At 73.5% G+C, this 465-nt stretch carries 1 protein-coding gene; it reads left to right on the top strand.

Annotated features, from left to right (window positions below; all coding sequences use genetic code 11):
• Positions 1–465: lytic polysaccharide monooxygenase (locus tag B9S61_RS34795; protein ID WP_146065027.1), on the top strand; the 465-nt coding region annotated here is incomplete at both ends.

The following is a 465-nucleotide window of genomic DNA, read 5'->3' as shown; positions in this document are numbered from 1 at the left end:
CGGGACCGGCGGCGGATCCCGGACGGGCGGCTGTGCAGCGGGGGTCTGCCCGCCTACCGGGGCCTGGACCTGGCCCGCGCCGACTGGCCGGCGACCCGGGTGGGACGCGGCGCGGCGCTGCCGATGACGTATGTCTCGACGATCCCGCACACCGGCACGTTCCGCATGTATCTGACGAAGCCCGGTTACGACCCGGCGAAGCCGCTCACCTGGTCCGACCTCCCGGAGCGGCCGTTCGCCGAGGTGGCGGAGCCGGCCCTGACGGACGGTGCCTACCGGTTCCGGGTGACCCTGCCCGCGGACCGGTCGGGGCGTCACGTGCTCTACACGGTCTGGCAGAACAGCAGCACACCGGACACGTACTACTCCTGTTCGGACGTGGTGTTCCCGGAGAACGCGAAGGCGGCGGGGAAACCGGGCGGCGGGAAGCCGGAGAGCGGAGAGCCGGAGGCCGCCGAGCGGCGG

The organism is Streptomyces sp. SM1, from assembly GCF_002910825.1.
Classification (GTDB): Bacteria; Actinomycetota; Actinomycetes; order Streptomycetales; family Streptomycetaceae; genus Streptomyces; species Streptomyces okerensis.
This window is presented reverse-complemented; position numbering and strand designations above follow the sequence as displayed.